Raw genomic sequence first — 5,697 nt, forward strand, 5'->3', positions numbered from 1 at the left:
AACTGATAACTTACCCACTGATAACTGATAACTGATAACTGATAACTGAGAGGTGCGCCACTGGAAGTTCTTAAGTGCTACATCAAAAATCAGGAAAAGCCGTCGTAAAACGACGGGGTTTTAACCCAAATTTTCGATAAAGTTAGTCTAACCAAACCAGCTTTAATCCTTGCGGCAAAGCTTTCCTTTTCGTCCCTATTTCTTTCGCTCGTTAATTTCTTTGAGAACCCCTATATATATTTAGGCACGGATTCCCATTATATAAAAAGTATAAGTCAAGTCTTGGCTTTTGTCAAGCATTTTGGTTGAGATTCTTTTGGGTGTAAGCTGTACTGAATTTAAATTACTTGTTGAGATAAGGCACTCTTGCAATAGGTAAGAGGAAGGTATAGGGGAAGCGGGGAGATGGGTTTTAAAGTTCGATTGGGAGTTCATAAGAACGAATGTATCAAATTTAAATCCCCCTTAAAAAGGGGGACTTAGGGGGATCAAATTTTTGTCAGTCCTTTGGGATGCTTTTGGGTGCGTTACGCTTCGCTAACACACCCTACATTTATATTTATTTGATTTCTCCCTCTATTATCCTGATTTCCTCCTCGCTTAATCCATACAATTCATACACTATTTTGTCAATCTCTTTTTCTAACTCGCTGGTGTCAGCTTTGGGATTAGATTTTTTAGCCGTGAGAATTTGATCTACAAGTACAATTATAGGTTGCTGTTGTTCTTGACTAATTTTGGGTATTGGAAGCTGTGAAATAGAACGAGTTTGAATTTCAGAGAAAACTGTTTTAGTTGATTTAAATTTGTTGTTATAAATATAATTCATTAATGAAGAATTCATTATTCCAAGAAGAAACTTTATATCAAAGTTAATCCCTTTTTTTAGATTTACAACTACCAATGTATTAAGAGCATAATATTGAGAATTGTCGTAGGTAAAAATTAACGTTCTCGAAACTCTTCTAAATAAAAGTTTTTCTTTTGTTTCAAAAATGTCTCTGCGTTTACAACTATGAATCTTGGTAATATCATAATCTAAATAAAAACCATCCCAGCTAATTGAGTATTTATTTATATTTCTTCCATCAAGAAGTTTTTTATATTTCCCTTCAGGGTTTTGTGTTTTTAAAGATAGTGATTTATCTCCCTTCAAGGCTATTGCTTGATTAATATTACAAATTTCGTCAAGCGGACAATTTTTAGATTCAAAAACTTTAAGCAAAATAGAATTACGCTGAACTAAAAATGAATAGCCGATATTGCTTCTTATTTCGGATGAACTTATATTAAATTTGAAATTAAATCCACTTTCAGCAAGCTCACCATAATTCACAGCATAATCTAAATTTTGTGATTTCAAATATTGAATAATCACTGTTTCTACTACTGCGTCTTCAAACGGTAAATTCAGAAAATTGATAACCTCTGATAGCGTTACTTTATTGAGTAAGAATTGACGTGTAAATACATAATATTCTTGAGTTAATATAGTGTTTGGAATGATATAACTTAAAATTCCGTTTTGTTTTAGTATTTGAAATGATAAATGAGTGAAAAAAATAAATGTATTTAATCTGCCGCCAGATGTTTCATAACGCATTAGTAAATAATTCTTGTATTTAACTGTTGTTGAGTCTATTTTAGATAATTGAATATAAGGAGGATTGCCAATTACCACATCAAAACCGATAAAATCACCCTTATCGTCTAGAACTTCGGGGAACTCGAAGCGCCATTCAAAAGCATTATGATAAATCTTACCGCTTTCAATCTCCTCCAGTTGCGGACGTAACTTATCAATCTCATTCCTTAACTGACTAATCTTCCTTTCCCGCGCTTTCTTTTCCTTCGGTGACTCCTCAAATAACAAAATTTGATTCTCTAGACTATATAAATCCGTTTCCAAACCCCGCAAGCGCTTTTTCAGAGGATTATCTCCCTGTAAAGTCTGACGAAAACTACTCTTAATCTCACTTATCAATCTCTCCATCTCGCGCTTTTGCGATTTATCCTCCGCATTGCGATAGACTCTCACCGCATCCTTATAACTCTCGATACTTAAACGACTTTTGCGGGAAAAGACTTGTAAATCATTGGATAACCCAAAGCGACTAATCAGAGAATTGCCAACCTTGATATTAATATCGATATTCGGTAGCGTCTCTAACTCGTTATCTGCTTTGTAGTAAGCATTCTTGAGTAACTCAATCCATAAACGCAACCGACAGATTTTCACCGAGTTGGGATTGATATCAACTCCAAAGAGACACCCCTCAATCAGACGCTGTTTTTCCTGAAATAAAGTCTCCTGTACGCGCTGACTTTCTCGGTTGCGGGGATTATACTCAAACAGATTACCGTCATCATCGGTGACGATTAACTCATCGTTCACCACCTCAACCCGATAATCCCTGAGAGTTTTCCCCTCTTTATCCACCAAAATCTGTAACTCACTCTTAATCGCGATTATCTCGTTCAAAGCAGAAACAAGAAAATGTCCCGAACCCACCGCAGGATCACAAATTTTGAGACTATTGATAATAGCATTGGCTGCCGTTTTATCTTTGATGCGGTTATACACATCCTCGATTGTCTGACAATTCCATCCCTGACTCTGGTTAAATTTCTCTATCACTGCGCGTCGAATCGTTTCCCGACACATATACATAGTGATGAAACCGGGGGTGAAAAAGGAACCATCCTTATATCCGTTGATTTTCTCAAAGATTAATCCCAACACCGACGCATTGATAAGAGTCTTGTTATCCTCCTGTATCGCTTCCCCACCTTCGCTGCTAAAATCGTAGGCATTGAGAAACTCGAATAGGTATGCTAAAGCGTTGATTTCTCCTGTTCGCTTTTTCCCCTGACTATCCTTTAAGACTGTTCCCGCAAAAATCTCTAAATTCTCCGAACGCAGGTTACTGATAACTATGGTTGATTGTTCTAATTCCGTCGGTTCAAATAGGGAACTGTTGAGATAGGGAACCTGAGTATAGATATTCTGGATGTCTTTGCTTCTTTCTGACTGTTTTTTGGCTAAAACGCTGAAAAATAAGCGATTTAAGTCGTCATAGTCGGCAATTTTGCTTAAATTGAGAAACCCTAGGGATTTATCCCCCCGATGATACCTAATTATCTGCGCTTCTAATAGTTTGAGGAAGAGGATTCTATTTATCCAGGTTATCCCCAACTCTAAACCGATATTCAATAGTCTCTCCTCTTCCGTCTCCCCAAATTCTTCGGGATTGGGTAAACGAGAGATTTTATCTAAACTCTCCACTTGACTGATAGCGTTCTCTAGCAGCGAACCGGGTTGACGCGCTGCCGGTTGCAGACGTTGGATGAGTTTTTTTCCTCCCTCTTTTATCTCTGTCAATCCGATGATATGCAGCAGTTCACTATAAAAGTTTTTGTCGAGACTGTTGCTATCGTTCGCAAAGGGGAGTTTTAAGAGGTGTTCGGGAGAAAAGATTTTATAGAGACTGATGAGGTTATGTTCGTCCTCCCGGATGGTTTGGGAGTATTCCCGCAAGTCAAAATGGGTGTATGTCAGGGAATCGAGTCTGGAGTTAAGGAAAGGTTCCCCTATCTGTTTGTAGAAGAAGTCGGTGGTTTTTCCCGTTAGTCTCCCCGTCTCAAAGTCATTAAACTGTCTGACAAGTTCCTGATTTTGTGCGAATAGTCTCTCGAAGATATTCCCATCGAAGATAAACCACTCATATATATTGGTAGCAATCAGGTGTTTTATCTCTAGGTTTTTCTCGGTTATTCTTTCCCGTAGGAAGTAGAGGAGTAATTCCTGTAATGCTTTACAGTTGAGTTTGTCTCTCCGCAGCATCTCGCTTTTATTGCTGGGTTTCTTGACTTCCAGTATCACCCCCACGGAATCCCGCGACTCTTTCCCATTATGGATGACTAAATCATTCCTTCCCTTGGTGTTGATGAAATGTTGGGGACTATAGTAGCTGTGTTTGAGAAAGTCTGCAAGCAGGTTTTTGTGGAACTCCTCCGATTCTGTCTCGTTTATACTCCCCAAGAGTTGTTCTAGGTGGGTTTGAAACTTCTCCACCTGACTACGATTCGGTTTGACTCTCAGAAATGCTTTGTTTAATGCTTGTCGGGGAGAGAAAATTTCAGTCTTCATACCTTATATCCTTATTCCTACCCATCCCGATTTTTGAGTCTATTTTTTTCTCTCTTATCTTCCCTCAAAAACCCTATATATATGGGCGCACGGATTCCGATTATACATAAAGTCTAAAGCAAGTCTCGCCATTTGTCAAGGGTTTTGAGAAAAAAATCGAGCCGATTTTATAATCACCGTAACAACAATTCAGATCGTAGGGATAATTCCGTAGGGATAATTCCGTAGGGATAATTTACAGTAGGGATAATTCATGAATTATCCCTACGATATTATGTGAAATTTTCCGTCTTCATACCTTTATCCCTATTCCTACTCAACCCAGTTTTGGAGGCTATTTTTTTCTCTCTTATCTTGGCTCAAAAACCCTATATATATGGGCGCAGGGATTCCCATTATATAAAAATTCTAAAGCAAGTCTCGCCATTTGTCAAGGGTTTTCAGAAAAAAAATCGGGCCGATTTTATAATCACCGTAACAACAATTCAGAGCGTAGGGATAATTCCGTGGGGATAATTCCGTAGGGATAATTCCGTAGGGATAATTCCGTGGGGATAATTCCGTAGGGATAATTTACAGTAGGGATAATTCATGAATTATCCCTACGATATTATGTGAAATTTTCCGTCTTCATACCTTTATCCCTATTCCTACCCAACCCGATTTTTGAGTCTATTTTTTTCTCTCTTATCTTCCCTCAAAAACCCTATATATATGGGCGCACGGATTCCCATTATACATAAAGTCTAAAGCAAGTCTCGCCATTTGTCAAGGGTTTTGAGAAAAAAAATCGAGCCGATTTGAGAAGAGGGAACAGGTATTGGGCTGGAATTGGCGAGGATAGCCCCAAACCAGTGGTAAATAGCCATGATCAGTCAATCTCAATTTTTCTTAAGGAAAAGAGATTAATTTAGCCACAGTGTCCACGGTTTGCTGGCGACAGGTGCGACCATCGGCCAGGGTTCTTTCACCGTCCATATAACCCATAACCCCGTTATGATGGGTAGGTCCCAGGGAGATAATCTTGATAATGCCGAGACGACGAGCTTGATTCCAGTAGGAAAGCCAAGCGATCGGCCAGCGTTCGGGAAAAATCGTCCGACCGATCGGTTCTACCGTATCCCGTTCACCGACTAAATGATAGAACCGATCCAACTGCAAAAAACCGACATTGCCGCTAAAAACCCCCCCTAGAGAAATCATTTCGATGGGTACTTTCAAGAATTTTTTGAGATAGATAATTGCACCCAAGGAAACCTGAGCGCCGCCACTATAACCGATAAAAGTAATTGGTATCTTACTGCCCAAGGGATAATCATTGTGTAGTAATGCCTCAAGAATCACTCCCGCCGAACCCTGATTAAAAATTGGTCCGTAGCGATCATCGGCCGAAACCACGATCTTAAATATAGTCATTTCAAATAAGTGTGAGACGAGGGAAAAATAAGGTAAAATAAAGGGAAACGAGCAACCCATACAGAAAAATGTCTTATAGCCTAGACTTGAGAAAAAAAGTAATCGATTATGTAGAGAATGGGGGAAGCATA

At 38.8% G+C, this 5,697-nt stretch carries 3 protein-coding genes; 1 reads left to right on the forward strand and 2 read right to left on the reverse strand.

The window, feature by feature from the left end; all coding sequences use genetic code 11:
* Window positions 1-559: 559 nt before the first annotated feature.
* Window positions 560-4,150, reverse strand: a complete 3,591-nt coding sequence (locus IM509_RS06970) for a DUF7149 domain-containing protein (protein WP_185237991.1) — start codon at window positions 4,148-4,150, stop codon at window positions 560-562.
* A gap of 891 nt (window positions 4,151-5,041) precedes the next feature.
* Window positions 5,042-5,566: a hypothetical protein gene (locus IM509_RS06975; RefSeq protein ID WP_249264993.1), complete on the reverse strand. Its 525-nt coding sequence runs from the start codon at window positions 5,564-5,566 to the stop codon at window positions 5,042-5,044.
* A 68-nt stretch (window positions 5,567-5,634) separates the two neighbouring features.
* Between IM509_RS06975 and IM509_RS06980 the strand changes: the two genes are divergently transcribed.
* Window positions 5,635-5,697, forward strand: a 63-nt coding sequence (locus IM509_RS06980) for an IS630 transposase-related protein (protein WP_271948249.1), incomplete at its 3' end; no start/stop codon positions are given.

The sequence above is a fragment of the Microcystis sp. M31BS1 genome (assembly GCF_020245285.1).
GTDB classification, from domain to species: Bacteria; Cyanobacteriota; Cyanobacteriia; order Cyanobacteriales; family Microcystaceae; genus Microcystis; species Microcystis panniformis.